This is a genomic window from Myroides marinus (assembly GCF_900109075.1).
GTDB lineage: Bacteria > Bacteroidota > Bacteroidia > Flavobacteriales > Flavobacteriaceae > Flavobacterium > Flavobacterium marinum_A.
Window position 1 is genome coordinate 56,170 of record NZ_FNYS01000008.1, and the last position, 20,596, is coordinate 76,765.

A 20,596-nucleotide genomic window follows, 5' to 3' on the forward strand; every position below is an offset into this window, starting at 1 on the left:
AAACTTATTCTATGTCTAAAAAGATTATCACACTGTTTATTTCACTTTTTTGCTTACTTAGTTTTGCTCAAAAGAACCCGGAAGGAAAAATGACAGTTTTTGAAATAACCTATAAAAATGGAAAGGCTGCAGAAAAACAAAAGCTAATGCAAAAAGCGACCTTACTCTATGAACCGTCTGAAGATTATTATTACATAGATGGATCAAGAGAAGATGGATTAAAAACAGGTTTACCTCTGTTCTATCAAAAAACAGTCAAAGGCAAAAAGTATTACAGTCACAATGATATTGCTTTTACTAAAACTAATGAAACAGCAAAGTTGATTATTTTTAAATCAGAGCAACTTAAAAATAGCGATGATCAAGAATATATCGAAATCAAATTAGAGCTTACTAAATAAGAAAAGCCAAGGTTGTGAACCTTGGCTTTTCTTATTTACATTTCTTTCAATACTGATTATCCAATCAAAACCACATTCAATCTCAATACTCAACACACCCTTAAACACACTTTATATGCATTTTAAGAGATTTTGTTTTACTTAAAATACATTTTATCATTCTCGGAAAACAAAGTGCTTAAATCGCTTTATTTTACCTAAAGTATAAAATTAGTCCTCACACCCTCATCTTTTTCTTTCTACTCACTTCTTCCTATACCCTATTTCCCTACTCCATCATTATGCGTATCGAATAAAGTTTTTAGATTAATATCCACGATAGGTCGATAAGGTCCTAAGGTATCAAAAAAAGCATTGTCGACTTCGCCAACAACTTTGAGGGCTCTTTGTAAAAGTTCTTCTCCAGATGAAGTCAAACTAATCACTTTTGCCCTTGTATCCACAGGGTGATCTTTACGCTTAATCACCTTCTTATCTTCAAGAGTTCGAAGCACCTTGGACACCATCATACGATCTGTATTACTGTGATTAGCTATATCTATTTGAGTAACATTACCACCCTCTTTTGACAACCAACCAAGAGCAGCCATCAAAACAAACTGAGTATGCGTAATGTCTAATTTATCCAATTCTCTTTTCATTGCTCTTTGCCAAAGCATCGTAACTTGCCACAATAAATATCCTGAACTCTCTTCAGGTGCCTTAAACGGAAACTCAACTGACTCACTCATATCTCAAAACTAAATTTATAATTATAACAATTAAAATGATTTCATAAATCTTAAACACTAAGTTACTTAAATCACTCCTTATCGCGATCTCTTTTTTGTCTTAAATGATGTTGCCAATGCATAGGTATTAATGCAAACCATTCTTGAGCATTCAGAAAACCAAAACCAGGATGTGGTGTTTTTCCTCCTAAATCATTATTCAATAAATCCTTCCATATTTTCATCTTTCTCAAGGCTTCTTCCAATCCTAATTCGACTTCACTTTTAGACATTGGTGCATTAGGAGTATAATCACTCGAAGCTGGAACTTTAATCTTAACAGGAGGAAATTTTCCCAATATATTATAGACCATAAATCCTTTAAAATTCTTCTTACAATTACCTTCATTTTTAGCCATCACACACAACTCAATTTGTTTACCATGGAAAGCAATCGTAGAATTAATTAGGTGCAAATATATTTGTCCAATAGACCAGTAATTATCTGTTCCTTTTTTTGTAATTTCGGCCTCTGAATACGCATTTAATGCTTCAAACCATACTTTTTGGATCTTCTCAAAGTCTTTAAAACTCTCTTCTATAGCTTTCATCTTTATTATTTTGTTGTTACAAATATAGTAATCTCGACAACAAAAACAAACAACAAGCAACAAAATATATTAATATAAAAATAAAATTACTAATATTCAGATACTTACATTGATTATATAAAGTTTAAATTCACTATACTTTAAGTGGTTTAGTTTTTATAAATATAAAAACTAGTTTCTTTCAAGATGGCTTAAATTAAGTAAAAACCACCTAAAAAACAACACACTAAAAGTATGACATTTTGTCAAAACACCACTACTCCAAACAAACAACTATTCTGACAACGCTGTCACAAGCATTTTTTAACTCCATCACAAACAACTTAAAGTAAAACTTTATATAATCCTTATAATTAAAAACAACAATCAACTTATAAACATTAAAAACACTCCTCTTAAACCATAAACAAGATCAACTACTTGCTACCTAAAACCCCCACTAAAAAAACTCAAAACAATCCTCCTAAAAACCTATCTTCTATCCAACCTCCACTCCTTCCTTAAAACTATCTTCACCCTCCTTAACTATTTTTCCTAGACAAGAGAAGCAATAAGAATATCTCCCTCAAACCCTCCTTATATATATGTACAACACACTGCTATTAATAGCACTTTTTACAACAATAAGCATCTATAAAATTTCAGTCAAAAAACCATCCTAACTCTCCATGACCCAGCTTATTTTTAAACCACCCTCACACTTAAGCGACAAATAGGCTATAAATAAAAGAGAACAAACAAAGCTATAAATGATAAAAAAACAGAAAATGAACAGATCAAAACAAACTAAATTATTTATAATTATTACACTTTTATAATAAAGCTAATATAATCACCTTACACTTCCATTAAAGAATATCATTGGTAAAAAAACTATAGAAAGGAAATAATACTCAAACAAAAAACTAAAAACATAAAAAACAAAATGTCTATATATTACTATTTTACAAAAAGCATATTAAGCATACATGCCAAACAAGTAAGTTAACAAAAAGACTTTATAAAAAACACAGATTAGGAATGACATAAAAGAACAGTGACAACATAAAAAAAGACAAGATGCTCTAGTCTGAAAACTACCTTTAAAACAAACTATAAGAAAAACCCAATGGCCTTTTCACAATCTTTCTTTTGTATAAATCTTGTCTTCACGTTTACTGTTTATCCCCAGAAATAACTCCCTAGATGTAGTACAGAAAGCTATATTTATAGGTCAGTTATATACATAACTATTTTAAGGCGATATAAAGAACAATATCGCTCTCATATAACCCAACCCTTCTAAAAACAGAGTAAATACCTATACTGGTCTAAAACAAGGCAAAAGTGTACTAGAACGTACACATACGAAAATCAAAACAATTAACTAATACTAAACAGGTTAGCCTTAAAAAGGGTAATAAATTGAAAGAATACAAGAAAAACAGATTAATTCCAGTAATGGCACACAAGACTTCTATTTACTCTCTTTTATCTTATATCCCAGCCAAAAAAGTACGTGAGTAAGTATTGCTCCACTTACTCCATACATCCAAAAAAATAGAAATACACCTAAGTCTACCATACCACATCTAGTACTATCAAGCCCATCTTTTGGTCGGTATAATCTGATAAAATAATCAGGTAAAACTAGTATACAAAGGAATAATAATATTACAAACAATACGTACCTCCACCCTTTTATTCCCTTGCTATAAAAGAAAATATACCCTATAATTTGGGTTATAAAAACAAGGATTAAAGAAATAAGTGGAGTCATAAATAAGTTATTTAAGAGATACAAAGTAAAGAAATACGCAGCAATAATAGCTACCTATTTACAGTGATTTTGATTTTTTGTCCTATAAATAAACAAGTAACTCAGTAAACAAAATAGGCTACCCATACTAGGTAGCCTATTCTATATATTGCTTTTGATATTACTTATTTTGAAAAGTATGTCGTAGGATATAGCTTTTGAAATGCGTTATTTACCGCTTGGTGAATCACTGTAGAGTGTATCTCATTTGGCAGATAATCAAAATGAGACTTGATATTCTTATTCTTTTGCAAGTTGTCATACAGCTGTTTTCCTTGCTCATACATCATTACATCCTCCTCCTTACTCGGTAGACCTACATATACATTTACCTTTTGTTTAATCTTTTCTAATAGACAAGTATGCGTCTTATCTAATAACTTACCATCACCCCACCATAGACTAGGACTGATAATGATATAATTAGTAAATAAGTATGGATGATTCATCAATACATAAGTAGAATATAGTCCCGCTAGAGACTCCCCTATTACTGTTCTAGTAGCATCAGCCTTGTAGTTTTTCTCTATAAAAGGAATAAGTTCCGACTCTAAAAACGCAGTATAAGCCTCCGCTCTACCGTATTTAGGAAACATATCTTTGCTAAAACCTGCCTTCTCCACAAAGTCAAGATTAGGCACAGCGAAAGTCATATCTTGTCTTCTATTAATAGTCTCTATACCTACTATGATAGAGTTGGGAAAGCGTGCAATCCAAGGTTGAGAATTAAAGCGCACTAGACCCGCTAAGTGGATGAAGTCTTCCTCTACACCTCCGTCTAAAATGTATACAACAGGGTATTTTACAGTATCATTAGCATTGTAATCAGGTGGTAATACAACGTTGATTATCCTATTCTCATTTAATATAGTAGAGTGCAACTCCTCAGTTGTCCCCAGTACTAGTGGCTTACTCTTTATTTGACTTATACCAGAGAATCCCAGTAAAAGCACAGTCATTAATAATAATGATCTAATGTTCATAATAATATGGTTTGTTTTTCCAAAGATAGAAAAATGGCCTAACCACCAAAGTTTTTTTATACCAAAACACTACTTTTAAGTATAAAAAAAACAATATTATCAAGGTACAGTTCAACTATTTGTACTATTTACGCACCCACTTGTATTATTATCGCATTGTATTTACTCGATAACCTACTTTACATCACTTGCTCTAGTATAAAACTGGTCACCTTCAGTAATAGAGCGATAGTAGAATGTACCCATATCTAACCCCGTATCTTTAAATAAAGCATTAATATCTACCTCAGCCTCCCCTCTATAGAAAGCATCCGAATCCACAAATCCCACCGTAGCTGTGTTTAGATTTAGAACGATAAGATCTTCATTAGCTCCAGTTCCGATGATATAATATCCCTGCTTATAGATTTCTCTATTGTGTTTTTTGTAGTTTTCTCCGTGTAATAAATACATTTGATAAAAAGAATTCGAACCAAATCTCCAGCCCGAACGATAAGAATGAGTGATAAAAAACTCCCCTATTTCATCTCCGAAATTACGTCTAAAGTTCCCTTCTGCTGTCTTGGTCAATTGCCACTTTACAATCTCAAATTCTTGACTTAATATCTCTATTGCCTTGTCAAAAAGCACAGTATTCACCTTATTTTCTCTTTCCATACCCTTTTATTTACAGCTTCTACCGATTTCTCTTATTAGAAACATATTTTACAAAATTATAGTTTTATCTCTATCTATATGACACTATTGTCTAAATATCTTTTTCATATACGGCATTACACCTTATAAGTCCTCAACCCAAGACAGTAAAAGACATCGCTAAATCACTCTAAATTCAAGGGTTAACAAATATTCATCAACACTTATATTCTATATTTGCCGCACAAAACAACACTTATTTATGAAGCGAATATTACTAATACTAACAGCGCCTTGTTATTTAGTATCGTATGCACAACAGCCAGATTCTCTAGTGAATCAAAAAATCAATGAAATTGTAATCACTGCAACTCAACATCACAAAGAGTATTCTTCTAAAATGCCACTTACCTTTTTAGAAACACCTCAATCCGCAGATGTAATAACAGATCGTACCTTTAAAGAACAAGTATCTACTAATATCAAAGATGTTCTACAGAATGCTACGGGACTAGTCAGACTTTGGGAATCTACTAGTGTAGGTGTTACAGGTGGTGAATACTACTCTATGAGAGGGTTTGCCTTTCAGCCTAACCTATTAAATGGAATGGCTAGTTATAACAACGGCTCTCTAGATATCGCTAATATAGAACAAGTAGAAGTGATCAAAGGGCCTAACGGAACACTATACGGAGGAACTGTAATCTCTTATGGAGGATTAATCAATGTCATTACGAAAAAACCTTATGAAACATTCGGTGGGGATATCAACTACATAACAGGATCTAATGGTCTTCACCGTGCTAGTATAGACATCAACACCCCTATTTCAAAGAAACTATTCTTTCGATTAAACACAGCCTATCACAAGCAGAACTCTTTTAAAGACGCAGGATACAACGAGTCATTCTTCGTTGCTCCATCTATTCAGTACAACGCTAGTGACAAGGTAAAACTATACCTTGACCTACAATATAAAGAAGCAGAAGTTGCTAATGTACCCATGTTTTTCTTAAACAGAACTGTACCACTGACTTTCGATTCAATGGATTTGTTTGAACAGAACTATAAGAAATCATATACTTCTAATGAGCTAACAGCCAAGAACCCTACCCTAAATATACAAGGTAGAATAGAGTATAAACTAGCAGATAACTGGGTATCTAATACTATCATTGCTAAGAATACAACTCGTAGTAGTGGATATGATCAGTTCTTAAATGATATGGCTAATGGAGATGAGTTTGTCCGTTATATCTCAACATTAGACTCTAAAACAGACATTCTTAATATACAACATAACCTTACTGGTGAGTTTAAGATAGGCTCTTTTGACAATAAGTTTGTATGGGGATTAGACTACCTATCTAAGAAATTGTCTAACACAGATAGCGATTATATCGACCATGGAATCATATCTCTAGTACATCAAACTGATAGTGGTATTTTAACTAGAGAGGCTGTAGACAACACTTTAAAAGGGGCCAATAAATCACATAGAACAGCCAAGACAGAGACCTTTAGTTCATACCTATCTAACGTCACTAACTTCCTACCTAACTTATCATTAATGATGAGCCTTAGAGTAGATCACCTTAAAGGGCAGACTTCTTCTTTTACAGAAGAAAAGAACTATGAGACAAGTTTCTCCCCTAAGTTTGGATTAGTTTACCAACCTATACAAGATAAATTAGCGGTATTTGCTAACTATCTAAATGGTTTTGTATTCCTAGATCCTGCCATTGTATCTGATCCTGATGGCACTAATAAAGCCATACAACCTTTTGATCCAGAACAAGCTAATCAGTTTGAAATCGGTTCTAAAGCAAACCTTCTAAATGGGCGTTTAACAGCTGCTGTAAGTTATTACCATATTAATGTGAGTAATAAACTGATGAGTGATATGGAGAATATGAATGGATTCTCACAGGGTGGAAAAGTAAAGAGTAAAGGAGTGGAACTAACTCTATCAGGTAGCCCTTTAATAGGTTGGAATATCATCACAGGATTTAGTCACAACTATAATAAGGTAACTAAATCTCTTCCTGAAGACGGTAACCTGGGTACAAGACCTGAAGAAGCAGGTCCTGCTAATACATTTAACTTCTGGACGAATTACCAAGTACAATCAGGCACATTCAAAAACCTAAGTCTTGGATTCGGAATCAACTCTCTAAGCAGCCTTAGAGTGATGAATCGCACCACTATAGGAGTATTCGAAATACCGAGTTATACCATTATGAACGCTGCAGTATCTTACTCTTATAAGAACGCCACTGCTAGTTTAAAACTAGATAACTTAACAAATAAAAAGTATTTCTCAGGTAACTCTACTGTCAATGCACAAGGGGAAAGAGCAATATCTCTATCTGTCAACTATAGATTATAAGTAGCTTATATTACAAAAGGGAGGTCTTCTACTAAGAAATCCTCCCTTTTGTATAATTACTATTTAGTAGGTGATATTACTTTCTCATAGTGTACAGCATTAAAAATACCGATACCTAATGATTCTATTTCTCCATCTGCATTGCCAAAATATACTTCCTTATCGAAGCTTTCGAAATAACTTTTTTCAATATAAGCAAACAACTTATACTTTACCTTCTTCTCTACAGTTCCCGTATTACTCAACTGATCTACTGCTTTACTAGCAACAGATACACCAAAAAAATTATCTCCATTTACAGCTGATCTATTTTCATAATTAGTTACTTTTCTAGATCCTTGGTCAAGTTCTACTATCACATTACTGTGTTCCACCTTAGTTAATGTAACTCCTACATATCCAACTTTCACGCGATTGTCCTCTTTATTGTTATAAATAAAAATAGGCATATCGTACTCCAAAAAAATAATATTCTCTGTATTAGGTGATAAGGTTATTACCAAGTCTACATCTAAACTAACTTGCTTCTTAGAGACATCCATTACATTAGCACTTTTCTCAGTATGGATCGTTTTCTTACTTTTGGCATATTTAATTGTTTTCAGATTAAAACTATTTGCATCGTAGTCCATTGTAGCCACATCCCCTTTTTGATTAAGTACTATTTTACGGAGATAGTCAGGTTTTTTCTCTAATCCTTCTAAGCGAATATAACGGTCTTCTGATTTCTCTACTTCGATACCTTTAGGGTCTATATCTAAACCTGCTGTTGGCTCTTCTGTTCCCACTCCCACTTGTCCAAACATAGATATACTAAGCAAAGTGAGAAACAATATACTAAACTTCTTCATCGCTTCTATTTTATTAATTCATTAATAGTCACTAAGATCACTCCTTTTCCCCAGTTATAATTTGTTCCTGAATTAGTATAACTTCCAAATCTAACCTCATAATTGTTAAGATCAATAAACTCTGTAAATCCATATAAATCGTATTGTAGCTCTAAAGGTTGATTAGTCTCATTACTCACTGTATCTATATAAGTATAACCAATAGCTCTACCTTTAGCAGAAGTAGTAGTTGCAGATGCTAATGGTGATGAAAAAACATTCACAGATTGATTGATTTTTTCAAATGGTTTGACACCAAGTTTCCTTTTTATGAATACACCAAATTCCCCTTTTGGATTATCAGATCCAGCATATACAGATGGAATACTATAGCTAATCTCAAGTACATAAGTTTTATGAGCAGGTACTGTGAGAGTCGTATTCAAATCTAAAGATTTCTCAGTGTACTCTGAATACTTATTATCTTTTACGTCGTTTCTATCAATCTTTACATATTGCTCCATTTTTTTTGTGAGTACATTTTTGAATATCAAATCTGTTGGCAATCCTGTAAATACAGCCAAATTACCTTTCTCATCTGCAATTAAATGTTGAGGATAATCAGTCATTGCTCCCTCTACATTACGTACATCTTTTAGTTTTGCCTCTTTTGCAATGTGTACAGCAGCTTTAGGATCTTCTAGTCCTATTCCTACTTGAGCAATAGCACCAAAACTATAAAACAGCATTAAAACACTTATAACTCTTCTCATCTTTTTAGTTTTTAGTTGTTTCACCATAATAAGGTTTGTGATACACTTTAACCAAAATCATCCCAATACCTTCTCCATTGTCGGAATTAAACTTAAGTAATCCTTCATTCGCTTTACTATAACTCATCATCTTATAAGTTATTTTTTTAATCGTTTTACTCGTGTTAACTACTTCTTGAATAGTCATTCCTTCTACAAAAGCTCTTCTAGAATTCAAACGAGGGTATGTATTTTCATATTCACTCACTATAGATAGCGCTCTATTCCCCTCTCGAACATTGACATAATTACTATCCTTTCCTTCTTCTTTTTTCATTAATCGAGCACCTACCTCATTGACTAATGGCCAATCAATATACCTCCCATCATTTACTACTTCAAAACTAAAAGGTACATTATAGTGAATCTCAAATACAGAAATAGTATTGGGTAATAATTCTAACTCAACTTCTAACTGAAGGTCCTTACTCTGATCTGTTTTATCAACAATGACTTGCTCCTTCATTTGATTAGAGACCATCTTAACAAAATAAGAACGATCACTTTCAATATCTTGATAGCCTAAATTACCTTCCTTATCCATAAGCACCTCTCTGTTAAACACTTTAAGATCTCCTTCTTCCAAATTGCGAAATCGAACACTTCCTTCTATCTCAATACCATTTGTTGGATTTTCTGTTCCTACTCCTATTTGTGCCATCCCTAAACAATTGGTAAACAAGCCTATTAGTATAAATATCTTTTGTTTCATTGTCTTCTAATTTTAATTTTTAGAGTTATACAGCATACTCAGAAATGAATATACTGTATAGAACTTATTTCTTCACATACTCTAGGATAAGATAGTATTTCCCTTTCGGATGTTTAACAGTTATAGTTCCTGGTGTCCCAAGTGTCAGAACAGTCTTACCACTAACTACCTCTTTCTTAATCAGACCACGTGTAGCAGAATTTGTTGTTTGGTTAATTAACCTTGCATCCAAAATAACAGATGCAAAATCTCCATCAATAGTAATCTTATTCTCTGCTTTAGTCAGTTCTATTTCGAAGACTCTCTGAGCAACCTTTTTATCAGTATCTAACCACTTCACATCTTTGATCTGTTCTTGTTTGCTATAATCAACCTCTGCTTTAGTTCCTTTTTTAAAAGAAGCTCCACCGTTTCCATCTGCGGTTAATACATCTCCTTCAGTTGCTTTTTCAGACGAAACCTTAGCCGCAGTAATTCCTTTATCTAATACTACTGTTCCATAAACTGAACCGGCTTTTAATTTTGCAAATGTCACAGCATCATTTTTAATCTTACTTGTCGTTACCGCATTATCCGTTATGTGTTTTTCTTTTACACCATTCGTCTCGATATCTAAATTAACTCCTTGTAAAACCGCCTTATCTCCATTACCTATAGCAATACTACTTTCTTTACTGGTAAGTGCTTTTCCTTGTGTTTTAGACAATTCATTAAAACTCTTATAAAGAACTTTACCATCTCCAGTAGCACTAAGAACATATCCTTCAGGGTAGCTTTTTTCTATTTCTTCACCTTTAAATATGTCACCCGAGTTTAGTTTGTACTTACTAACAGTTTCATTTTTAATTTTACTTGTAGTAACTGCATCAGTTGCTATTTTAGCCGTTTTCACTGCATTATCAGCTAACTTTTCTGTTGTAATACCTCCATTTTTGACATCAACTGAGGCTGTAGACAATAGAGCATATTCTCCATTTTTCACTTCTATTGCTCCTGTTCCTTCTAATTCTTGGCCTTCAATACTTACATGACTATTCACATCTTCATACTTCACTCCGCCATCACCATCAGCTACTAATACAAAACCTTTGGTAGCACCCTCAGAACCAATCTTTACACTTGTCACTTGATTATTAGCAATATGAGCAGTCTTAATCCCATCTTTTTTAACCTTTAGAGTCATCGCTTGTAAAGCTGCTTTATCACCATTAGTAACTTCTAAAGATTCATCTGAACTAACCTTAGCACCTTTAGTAAAAACTAGCTCGTCCATGCTCTTATAAGCTACTTTTCCCTCGCCGATGGCTGTTAAGACTGTATTATTAGCTGCTTTCTCTGCGTTTATCTTAGTTGCAGTTACACTTGCATCAGCTATATGACTTGTTTGAATCCCTTGATTTGCTACAGCAATTGAAGTCTCTTTTAATAGAGCTTTATTTCCTGAGGCAACAGTAATTGATTTATCTGTTTTCAGATCTTTTCCCTCATTAAACACAAGGTCATTCATACTTTTATAAGCTACTTTACCTTCTCCAATAGCCGTTAATACAGTATTAGCTGTTGCTTCTTCTGCATTGATCTTATTGATAGTTACCGTAGCATCATCTAAGTGTTCTGTTTTTATTCCTTTATTAGCTACACCAATAGTCATAGGTGCTAATACCGCATTTAGACCACTTCCTGTTATAAATGTTAGTGCTGAATCTAAGTTCAAATCTACTCCACCTGCTTGCACAGCTTCTTTCTCCACATAATCAAAACCACCTTCACCATCAGTTACTAGTAACATATCTATACCTTGGTTCTCTGAATTAAGCTTGGCTTTAGTAATCGAGTTATTCTTAATACCAATCTTTGTATCAGTTAGCACAGCATTTTCTCCTCCTTCTAGCACTTCTATCACCCCATCTGTAGTCAAATCAAAAGCTTGACTTTGTAATTGTGCTACAGTTGCATACTTAAATCCTCCTTCTCCATCAGTAGTAATAATGCTATTTGCTTCTTCTTCTCCAGAGCCAAGTTTATCAATAGTAACTTGTTTTGCAGCAATCTTATTCATGGTAACTGCATTATCTTGTAGATGAGTATTGGTAACACTATTGTTAGCTAACCCTAGAGTTACATTGTTCAATACCTTACCTTTTCCATTGTCTACAGTTACCACGCCATCTGTTATAATATCTCCTGCTCCTGTAAGAATAGATGTAGTAATTGGTTTATAAGCTACATTTCCATCCGCATCAGCTGTTGCTACAGCGTTTACCTCTGCTCCTTCAGCAGTTAGCTTACTAGCTGGGATTGAAGTATCATTAATACTTAGACTCACATCGCCTAGTGTCTTATTGATACCATCTTTCACATAGATAATATCATCTGTAGAAATAGATCCTACTCCTTCTATCACACTAGCATCGATAGTTTGGTATGTTACCTTTCCTGATTTATCTGCAATAGCCACACGATTATCAATACCTTCCCCTGCTGTTAGCTTCTTATCTGTAATATTAGCATCAGCTACTTTTTCTGTAGTTACTGCTCCTTTTTGCAGTTTAGTAGTACTTACACTAGTTGCTGCCAAGTGAATTTCTTTTACTCCACCCGTCTTTAAACCTAATGTTACTTTCTTATCTTCACCTCCAAAGATTGCGTCAATACCTCCTTCTACAGCAATACTTTCATTACCTTCTATATTCCCTTTACTTACAGATTCTACGAGGGTACTCATATCTTTAAATTCAGCTCCCCCAATACCATTTGTAGTTAATACTTTGTCATCAGTAGAAATTCCTTCACTACTAATTTTACCTGCTGTTACTGCTTTATCGTGAATATGCATAGTGTTTACACCACTTTCAGCAATAGCAATACTTGCTTCATTTAATAGTGCTTTATCTCCTTTTGTCACAACTATAGATCTATCAGATGATAAGTCTTTTGCATTTGCCTCTATAGTTACATATAGATTGTTTTGTACATCTTTATTTTCAATAATATCCTCAAAGTTGTTGATTACATCTCCTACTACATCAATAGTTACCTCAGCAAGCTCCTCATTCTTATACACATACTTACCTGTATTTTTACCCTCTACTTGTTCTGCAGTAATCGTAGTTACAGTCTCAAATGACTTCACTATCTCTGAAATATCTATAGTTTGATTATCTCCTTTTTCATCTAAGTATTTGAACACATAGCTATCACCCTCTTTTACATACGTTACGTTTCCTAGGGGTAGAGCATTGTTGAAATACTGATTTAATGTATTCTGTACATCTTCATTAGTAATGATATCCTCAAAGTTGTTGATTACATCTCCTATAACGTCAATCGTTACCTCAGCAAGTTCCTCATTTTTGTACACATACTTACCTGTGTTTTTACCATCTACTTGCTCTGGGGTAATCGTAGTTACAGTCTCAAATGACTTCACTATCTCTGAAATATCTATAGTTTGATTATCTCCTTTTTCATCCAAATATTTGAACACATAGCTATCACCCTCTTTTACATACGTTACGTTTCCTAGAGGTAAAGCATTGTTGAAATACTGATTTAATGTATTCTGTACATCTTCATTGCTGATAATCTCATCAAAGTTATTGATCACATCTCCGACTACATCAATCGTTACCTCTGCAAGCTCCTCATTTTTGTACACATACTTACCTGTGTTTTTACCCTCTACTTGTTCTGGAGTAATCGTAGTTACAGTCTCAAATGACTTCACTATCTCTGAAATATCTATAGTTTGATTGTCTCCTTTTTCATCTAAGTATTTGAACACATAGCTATCACCCTCTTTTACATACGTTACGTTTCCTAGAGGTAGGCTTGTATTAAAATACTGATTTAAAACATTCTGTACATCTTCATTAGTAATAATATCCTCAAAGTTGTTGATTACATCTCCTACTACATCAAGAGATGTTTGGCTCTTATCTTCTGAAGTATATACATACTTACCTTTACCTTTATTTTCTAGAGTACTAAGGATATTAATATCTGATAAAGGAACAGAGACTATATTCTCATCTGTATCTTTTAGGTATAAGGTTTGTTCTTCGAAGTTTACAGCAAACTCATCATTTTTAGGTATATCTCTAGAAATATTATCTTGATCTGTCATTAAGCGTATCCAAGTACTTTCAAACCAATAATAATATCCTATACTTAGTTCTGTATTTTGTGTGGTATTAAACACTAATAAGCTATTAGCCGTTTTCCCATTATTAATATTACTATTGTCTGTTAATGCTTTTAAAGGAACCCTTGGAATTAAAACTCCTTTAAGGTTGTTAGATGTTGCTTGTATATCAAGAAGAGCTGATTTATCAGGGCTTTTAGTACCTATTCCCACTTGTGCCATAGCGAAACTTGACACAAAAAGAAGAGCGATTGGTAATATATTTCTTTTCATTTGATTTGTCTTTTTAAATTATTGGATATTCTCTTTCTTAGTTTATTCCAACTAATGGAGGACTATTTCCTTCTTGTAAAGACAGAAAAAATGGGAATTGTACGGGTCTCATTTGGCCTAGAAAAGTACCACATGCGTTTTTTATTAATCTTTCAACAAACATCATCATAACCTACACATTACTTTAAATTTCAAATTCAGTGATTGCTTTCATTACATTATTAATAATTAAAAGCTATTATTTAATTATTATGAAAAATTCAAACACTATGCCAAAAACAATGAAAACTTGACAATAACTGACATATTGAGAATATACATATCTCAATATTGACACCAGTTTATATACAAACAAGAACTATTCATCAACACATTAGGACAGAATCAAACTATTTTGAGTTAAAAATCCCATGATACTAACTATTTTTTATTTCTAAATAATGCGAAAAAAAGTTCATTATGAGAGATTTCTTTTCTCATATATTACCACTAAAGCCTTATTTTTCCATATCTCAGAGATGGGATAACAAAAAAAGAGGCTATCCATAAGGATAACCTCTTCTTATACTTTTTATAAATTTAAAGTCGATATGTAATGTTCAGATAAACCTAATTATGTAGTGTGAAATTAGAAGTAAAATCTCTTCTTTTTGTCAAGGTAAAGAAAAAGATAGCTCTAGTAATGTTATTTCTCTTATTTAACCATCATCGCTAAAGTACCAAAGAAATTACTAGCATTATGAGCAAGAATAGGAAACACTATACTTCTACTCTTAATAGCAATCCAGCCATATACATAACCCGCAAAAGCAGTTTGTATAAAATAAATAGTATTAAACCCTACTTCATACTCCTTAGACAGCGTAAAGGCATGTACAAAACCAAAGAGTACAGCTATAAGCAAATTACTAGGGTTACCTATATATTTAACCTTAGTCTTTAACGAAGACAATAATAACCCCATAAGCACACCTCTAAACATAATCTCCTCATCTAGCCCAGGTAAGGTTAATTGAAAGGCAAGCGTCTCTATGTTCCACTCTCCTCCACTACCTGCAAAGAACCAAGCTAATACAGCTAACACCGTAATACCTATCGTAGCAATCCAGACAGGTTGCTTACTCCCTTCTGCCTGCTTAAGAGTAAAGAAGTCATACTCTTTAAAATACTTGCGAAACACATAATAACAAAGGATCCCACACAGTACCCCATATATCTTTCCACTCCAATTCCAATTGCCATTGATAATATGAAAAGCATCATACACTCTCCCTAACATGATAGCACAACTATACACTACAAATACGAGACAGAAGACACCAATACGAATAAAGTACTCTTTAGTTCTTTCCTTCATCAACAAAATCATAAAAGGAAGCAATACTATGAGATAGATAATAGCTTCTAAAACAACAATATTCATAATCAATGAGTTAGTTATTCTAAAGTAGCATTTTATTATTAAAAGACAATACAGGTTTTCGGTTAACCGTTAACTACCCTGTGTCAAATGTTTAACAATCTCCTTTATAGAATACTCAAAATATTCTCCTTTTTCATTCTTGTTTCTGTTAAACAATTTTGGGCTATAATTAGAGCAATTCAACTTTAAAAAGGAATAGTAATACTCATCTAAATACATGTCAAACTCCTCCTCAAAAGTCATTTTCGTTGTATAATCAACCTCCACAAAGGTCTTAAGCTTAGTCACTACGAATGTCAATTCCTCCTCAGTTACATCTTTAACAGGTAAAGGATCAGGTAGAGCAATTCTAAAGGCAAATACCTCAGCGCTTTCTCCTTCCCAATATTCCCATAAGTCATAATTAGACATATCTTTATCTGTAAGCTCATGCAATGCCTGCTCTACTCTTTTATACTCTATATTGTCCTCATCTCCATATTCATCACAATAGTCCGTATACCCCAAAACTACCTTTAGTATCACAGGATATCGCTCTTCTGCTACCTTCATAAGAGGCATTATCTCTTTTCTTATATTCATTTATAATGGTTTATAGGTTACAGTCTACAGTTTGTCTACAGTTTACAGTTTATCCTGTCCACCGTTAACTAATTCGTTCCGTATTTACAATTGGGCGAAAAGTATTTCGCCCCTACTCTTGTGTGTCGACAATTGTAATACATACTTTAAAATCCTTATCCACACAGTACTCCCATAATCAAAGTACCTAATGCCGTAGGCATACACTGTAAACAGTGAACTGTCAACCGTTAACTATTTAAATTCTTAATTAAAACCGCCGCCTTCTTCGTTGTACTAACCTTACTCCAAGCCTCTACCAACTCCATAACTCTTTCATTCGTTACCTTAGTTTGATTAGTACTCAGCGCCTCAACATACTGTTCTAATAAAGACTTAAATCCTTTAATTGGAGTTTCATTCATCTCACATAAAATACCTTCTATCAATTCTTGCAATGCCTGGTTATGTTGTACACTCACATTCATCATAAACCCTTGAATAGAATCTGTCAAACGCTTAATGGTTACATATTCTTTAGACAATGCTTTTCCGATTACATGACCTAAGCGCTTTTGATCTAAATGCAATGCCTCTTTTATCCAATACTCCGCTGCAAAAGAACGCGTAACCTTGTCATCCGCCATCATTCCCAATCCATAGAATAAATAGAACTGATCCGTGAACATTACCTTATTCATTTGCAACAAATAAGTAAACACCTCTTGTAGCGCTTTCTTCTCAGCAACCTCAAACGTAGCGCTACCTCCATAATGCAAACATCTCTCTACAATCGCCATTAGTACTGCATCTAAATGCTTTGGTGTGATTGTCATTAAATCTGCCAGTTCACTAATACTTACATCCATAATCTGATACTTGATCAGTCCCATCAGATTCACAGACCCCATGCGATCACCTACTGCCGTCTTAGGCATTCCTTTGTTCACACGGCTAAATAATACAGACGTATTGATATCATAAGGTATCTGTTCTAACTTTAGTTTCTTATGTGTAAATACCTTTTCTACCTTCTTCTTAGTCTTATAATCCCAATCCTCATATGTATGAGAGTCTTCTATTACTTCCCAATTGCCAAGCCATCCCGCACAATACAATTGTTGCTCTTTAGTGTATCTATCATTAGCCAAGCTCTCTACTGCCTCATGGGGATACTTTAAAGCAGCAGCCAATCTCCATACATCATAATATGTCTCTGAATCCTCTTTTATCTCTCCCTCTCCTAAGTAGAACTCCAATATCGCTAATAACTCTCCTTTTAAAACCTTCTTAGCATGTGCTAAACCTTCTGCTAAAGTGGTTGTATTTAGACGAGCCAAAGCTATCTGAAGGTCTAAAGCATCGATAAGCTCACCTTGTTTTTGATATACCGCTAACCTATCTACAAGTACCACTGCATCTATATAAAATGGTTCGTGTGTAGGTAAGCTCAAAATAGGGAATTGGCGTTTCTCTTTTAACAACTGTAAACTATAGAAATAGATAGTCAAATAAGGACGCATAGCCGAGTAGTAATACTTAAATCTATTACTTGGCTCTAACTTCACATCCGCTAAAGAAGTCTGACTATGAGAGTACAACTCCTCTTTACTGTGTTTCTTATATATCTTTTCTAAGGCTGTGGTATCTAATGTTGTATCCTCCATCAGCATACGCGACCATTCTAACATCCAGAATGCTATTACATTCTGCTTAGGAGTACCACTCCAAATATCTTTTATCTTCTTATATGCCTTGTCAAAAGCTGGTAACAACTGATCTATATGCTCCACTGTAATCTCTGGTGATAATCGCACTACTGCATCTACTGTTTGATCAAAGATATAGTGATTATCTGTACTCCAAATTGAACTACAATGGAAGATCAAATCTTCTACTGTATCGATAGGTGTGATAGGTATTAACTCTATTTCTCCTTCTTCTACCATCTCTCCAAGAACTATCGTTTCAGCTGTAATATAATCTGCTAAAAACGTCTTTGTCTCACTCATCATCATATCTTGATAAGCAGCTAACTGAGCGTTTAAGTCCTCATTAGGTTTTGCATACTTAATGATTTGCTTCGCTATCTTCGTTTGCAAAGCTTGGTCTTGTATGTGGAATGCCCCTACTAATGCCTCCGCACTACTCTCTTTATAGGTAGGGTGCGACTTATCGAAAGTAGCCACAATACGCATTACTTTATTAATAGTCGCTTTCACTGTACTACTCATCAATATTGGCAAGTGAGTGATGAAAGTCTCTGCATAAAATGTTTTCTCCTTTGCTATTTTAAACAAAGTATCTAATGCCTCATTAACCACTTTAGACAATGGGCTGTTTAACAGCTGAAAGATATCTTCTTGAAACGTTACTATATCCTGATCTGTCAGTCCTATCTTTCCCAATAGATTAGCATTCCATCCACTTAGAGCCTGGTTAGTATGAGTCAACGCACTTTGTACAGCAGTCTGCACAATACGATGCTTATCTAATCGCCCTTGTGCTATTAAAGTAGCAATAACCTCATCCCAAGAATGATAATTAATACTCACCTCATGATCAAATAGATACCAAAACTGCTTCTCTAACAAAGCTGGATATTTATCAAATAACTCCACATTGCTAAAACTCACCATTATAGTTGCCCAGGTACGCTCTGTCAGTGGAGTCTTAAACACTCCTTTTTCATTTAATTCATACACATAACCTATCTCGCTAAAAGGTGCACGTATCCATCCTTCAGCAGCTCTATCATTGACATATTCTCCTAACCAATCTGGGATATACCACTCTAATATATCATTAAACTCACTCTCTGCTATAAACCATATTCCCGTAAAGTCTTTATAAGTACACGACGCCAATACAGCTAAACTAACCGCTGATCGCTGCTCACCATTCCCTCTATATCCATACGAATTGCGGTTACCCTCCTCTGGTACATACTCTTGATAGTACTTCCCTAACTTAGAGATCTTCTTTGTGTATTTTAATCGTTCTTCTGTTGGTGTATTTTTCAGTAGTGCAAGTACTTCTGTAGTATTCCCCGCCTCTACTAACTGTTCTAATTGGGTATAAAATATGTCTTTACTCATAGTGGTAGTTTGTTGTTGTTTTGTTTTTTTGGTTTCTCGTGATTTCGCACTTTTCCGAAAGCCGAAAGATACTATTTTAAAGTAAATAGAATGTAATGGAAATGAGGGATATTCTTAAATATTGTTCTATTTACAACCCATCTTAATTCAGTATTTATCCCCCACTTATCCTCGATTAAATATGTCCTCACTGACTAAGTAGTGAATACGTTATGACTCCGTTGTTTTTATTGATTTAACGGACTCACTACGGACTCATAACGCAGTTACAACGGAGTCTTTTGTTACAGAGGGACATAAAAATAGAAAGCTACCTAATACTGGGTAGCTTTTATATACTTAATAATTTACTGATATTTATTTTTTAGACTGAGAGATACCGATGATGACACCGAAGTCTCCATCTGTCTGCGTCCATCCTTTAGAAGGAAGGTATGCTCTTGATACAAAGCCATCCAAATACAGTGCATTTACGCATCCCATATCTTGGAACAACTTAGCAAAGTCATAGAAGTTTACTTTCTCTTTAGACATCGCGAATACCACCTCTCCAGTTGCCTTTATTCCTACTCCATTGCGGATATTGAGGTTAGTTGAACCTTGGGTAAACACCTTGTTTATCTGCCTATCTACTAATAGCATTGGCCCTGATTGGGTAGCATACTTTATAGTTGGATGTGGTTTAAATGCAGAGGTTACTACTATGTCCGCTTTATGGTCTTCTGTCAAATAGAACACCCCATTCGGTGGTAAATAGAAATTCCCCTTGCCTCCTACTAAAGTATCTAAAGCTTGTAGTTGCTGTCCATCTTCTATGTACAATCCTTTAGGTATGTTATTCGGTTCAAACATCCCACCATTCATCGCAAATATTAGTTCTTTATTTCTAAGAGCTAAGAACTCTTTTAGGTTTCCCAAACTGCGGATAGGTACTGACTTTTCGTTGTGATAATACATCTCTATAGCCTCCTGTTTAGGATCTACCTCATAAATGACATAGTCTTGCTCATAAGCCTTGTCTTGACAAGAGAACAAGGATAAGAGTAAGCAACCTAAAATCACGAAGTGTAACTGCATAGAATACATTGGATTAATGAAGTATAAATGTAGTGCTATTTTTTGTTGTTTTGACCTCTGCACTTGTGGACGTAAAGTATTACGTCCCTACTGTCTTGCTAATAACACTTATCCCTTCATATTGAGGTAATACAAAAA

At 34.1% G+C, this 20,596-nt stretch carries 14 protein-coding genes; 2 read left to right on the plus strand and 12 right to left on the minus strand.

Annotated elements, in window-relative coordinates; all coding sequences use genetic code 11:
* Positions 1–11 precede the first annotated feature (11 nt).
* Positions 12–401, plus strand: a complete 390-nt coding sequence (locus BMX53_RS09970) for a hypothetical protein (protein ID WP_063175198.1) — start codon at positions 12–14, stop codon at positions 399–401.
* A 260-nt stretch (positions 402–661) separates the two neighbouring features.
* On the opposite strand, the gene BMX53_RS09975 is transcribed toward BMX53_RS09970, so the two are convergent.
* From BMX53_RS09975 to BMX53_RS09995, 4 genes are all read right to left on the minus strand, one after another.
* Positions 662–1,132: a MarR family winged helix-turn-helix transcriptional regulator gene (locus BMX53_RS09975; RefSeq protein ID WP_063175197.1), complete on the minus strand. Its 471-nt coding sequence runs from the start codon at positions 1,130–1,132 to the stop codon at positions 662–664.
* A gap of 71 nt (positions 1,133–1,203) precedes the next feature.
* A complete protein-coding gene (locus BMX53_RS09980; RefSeq protein WP_063175196.1) occupies positions 1,204–1,722 on the minus strand; it encodes a DinB family protein in 519 nt (172 codons plus the stop codon).
* 1,923 nt (positions 1,723–3,645) lie between these two features.
* Positions 3,646–4,506, minus strand: a complete 861-nt coding sequence (locus tag BMX53_RS09990) for an alpha/beta hydrolase (RefSeq protein ID WP_063175607.1) — start codon at positions 4,504–4,506, stop codon at positions 3,646–3,648.
* A gap of 171 nt (positions 4,507–4,677) precedes the next feature.
* A complete protein-coding gene (locus BMX53_RS09995; protein WP_063175608.1) occupies positions 4,678–5,160 on the minus strand; it encodes a hypothetical protein in 483 nt (160 codons plus the stop codon).
* A 241-nt stretch (positions 5,161–5,401) separates the two neighbouring features.
* Here BMX53_RS09995 and BMX53_RS10000 point away from each other — a divergent pair, with 241 nt between their 5' ends.
* Complete coding sequence (locus BMX53_RS10000; protein ID WP_063175609.1) at positions 5,402–7,528, plus strand: TonB-dependent siderophore receptor; 2,127 nt, start codon at positions 5,402–5,404, stop codon at positions 7,526–7,528.
* Between the two features lie 59 nt (positions 7,529–7,587).
* On the opposite strand, the gene BMX53_RS10005 is transcribed toward BMX53_RS10000, so the two are convergent.
* The 8 genes from BMX53_RS10005 to BMX53_RS10040 form a co-directional block, all read right to left on the minus strand.
* On the minus strand, positions 7,588–8,379 hold the full coding sequence (locus BMX53_RS10005; RefSeq protein WP_133145889.1) for a hypothetical protein: 792 nt from the start codon (positions 8,377–8,379) through the stop codon (positions 7,588–7,590).
* A gap of 5 nt (positions 8,380–8,384) precedes the next feature.
* Positions 8,385–9,131 (minus strand): hypothetical protein, encoded by a 747-nt coding sequence (locus tag BMX53_RS10010; protein WP_133145890.1) that lies wholly within the window; start codon positions 9,129–9,131, stop codon positions 8,385–8,387.
* Between the two features lie 4 nt (positions 9,132–9,135).
* Positions 9,136–9,882, minus strand: coding sequence for a hypothetical protein (locus BMX53_RS10015; protein ID WP_133145891.1), 747 nt, complete (start codon positions 9,880–9,882; stop codon positions 9,136–9,138).
* Positions 9,883–9,946: 64 nt separating this feature from the next.
* On the minus strand, positions 9,947–14,299 hold the full coding sequence (locus BMX53_RS10020) for a hypothetical protein (RefSeq protein ID WP_143061418.1): 4,353 nt from the start codon (positions 14,297–14,299) through the stop codon (positions 9,947–9,949).
* A gap of 694 nt (positions 14,300–14,993) precedes the next feature.
* Positions 14,994–15,722: a CPBP family intramembrane glutamic endopeptidase gene (locus BMX53_RS10025; protein WP_063175614.1), complete on the minus strand. Its 729-nt coding sequence runs from the start codon at positions 15,720–15,722 to the stop codon at positions 14,994–14,996.
* A 69-nt stretch (positions 15,723–15,791) separates the two neighbouring features.
* Positions 15,792–16,304, minus strand: a complete 513-nt coding sequence (locus BMX53_RS10030; protein WP_063175615.1) for a hypothetical protein — start codon at positions 16,302–16,304, stop codon at positions 15,792–15,794.
* Between the two features lie 230 nt (positions 16,305–16,534).
* A complete protein-coding gene (locus tag BMX53_RS10035) occupies positions 16,535–19,381 on the minus strand; it encodes a DUF6493 family protein (protein ID WP_074746092.1) in 2,847 nt (948 codons plus the stop codon).
* Between the two features lie 357 nt (positions 19,382–19,738).
* On the minus strand, positions 19,739–20,521 hold the full coding sequence (locus BMX53_RS10040) for a phosphodiester glycosidase family protein (RefSeq protein ID WP_244154497.1): 783 nt from the start codon (positions 20,519–20,521) through the stop codon (positions 19,739–19,741).
* Positions 20,522–20,596: the final 75 nt, after the last annotated feature.